Source organism: Streptomyces sp. NPDC091272, from assembly GCF_044757485.1.
Lineage (GTDB): Bacteria > Actinomycetota > Actinomycetes > Streptomycetales > Streptomycetaceae > Streptomyces.
In genome coordinates this window covers 1-1135 of sequence record NZ_JBIVVC010000029.1, presented here as the reverse complement: position 1 = coordinate 1135, position 1135 = coordinate 1, and the positions used below count along the sequence as shown (strand labels likewise).

2 rRNA genes are annotated in these 1135 nt (G+C 57.4%); both read left to right on the top strand.

From position 1 onward, the window contains the following. Positions 1-85 (top strand): 16S ribosomal RNA (locus ACIQM4_RS34590); the annotation flags it as partial. Between the two features lie 295 nt (positions 86-380). After that, positions 381-1135 (top strand): 23S ribosomal RNA (locus ACIQM4_RS34585); the annotation flags it as partial.

The window sequence follows — 1135 nt, the reverse complement described above, 5'->3', positions numbered from 1 at the left end:
GGAGCTGTCGAAGGTGGGACTGGCGATTGGGACGAAGTCGTAACAAGGTAGCCGTACCGGAAGGTGCGGCTGGATCACCTCCTTTCTAAGGAGCATCTAGACACCTTTGGTGTCCAGAGACCATTTCGTCGGCAAATGTTCGACGGTGGTTGCTCATGGGTGGAACGTTGACTATTCGGCACGGTTTCTCACAGACACAAGTACTGCTTCGGCGTGGAAAGTGTTCTGGGACGGGACCGGGTCGGGCACGCTGTTGGGTGTCTGAAGGTACGGCCGGAAGGTCTTGCTTTCAGTGCCGGCCCCAGTGCACTCGGACATGGTCCGGGGTGATGGGTGGCTGGTCGTTGTTTGAGAACTGCACAGTGGACGCGAGCATCTGTGGCCAAGTTTTTAAGGGCGCACGGTGGATGCCTTGGCACCAGGAACCGATGAAGGACGTGGGAGGCCACGATAGGCCCCGGGGAGCTGTCAACCGAGCTTTGATCCGGGGGTGTCCGAATGGGGAAACCCGGCAGTCGTCATGGGCTGTCACCCATACCTGAACACATAGGGTATGTGGAGGGAACGCGGGGAAGTGAAACATCTCAGTACCCGCAGGAAGAGAAAACAACCGTGATTCCGGGAGTAGTGGCGAGCGAAACCGGATGAGGCCAAACCGTATGCGTGTGATACCCGGCAGGGGTTGCGCTTACGGGGTTGTGGGATCTCTTTGTCACGTTCTGCCGAGCGTGAGACGAGTCAGAAACCGTTGGTGTAGGCGAAGGACATGCGAAAGGTCCGGCGTAGAGGGTAAGACCCCCGTAGCTGAAATATCAACGGCTCGTTTGAGAGACACCCAAGTAGCACGGGGCCCGAGAAATCCCGTGTGAATCTGGCGGGACCACCCGTTAAGCCTAAATATTCCCTGGTGACCGATAGCGGATAGTACCGTGAGGGAATGGTGAAAAGTACCGCGGGAGCGGAGTGAAATAGTACCTGAAACCGTGTGCCTACAAGCCGTGGGAGCGTCGCTGTATGTGCTTGCACATGCAGTCGTGACTGCGTGCCTTTTGAAGAATGAGCCTGCGAGTTAGCGGTGTGTAGCGAGGTTAACCCGTGTGGGGAAGCCGTAGCGAAAGCGAGTCCGAACAGGGCG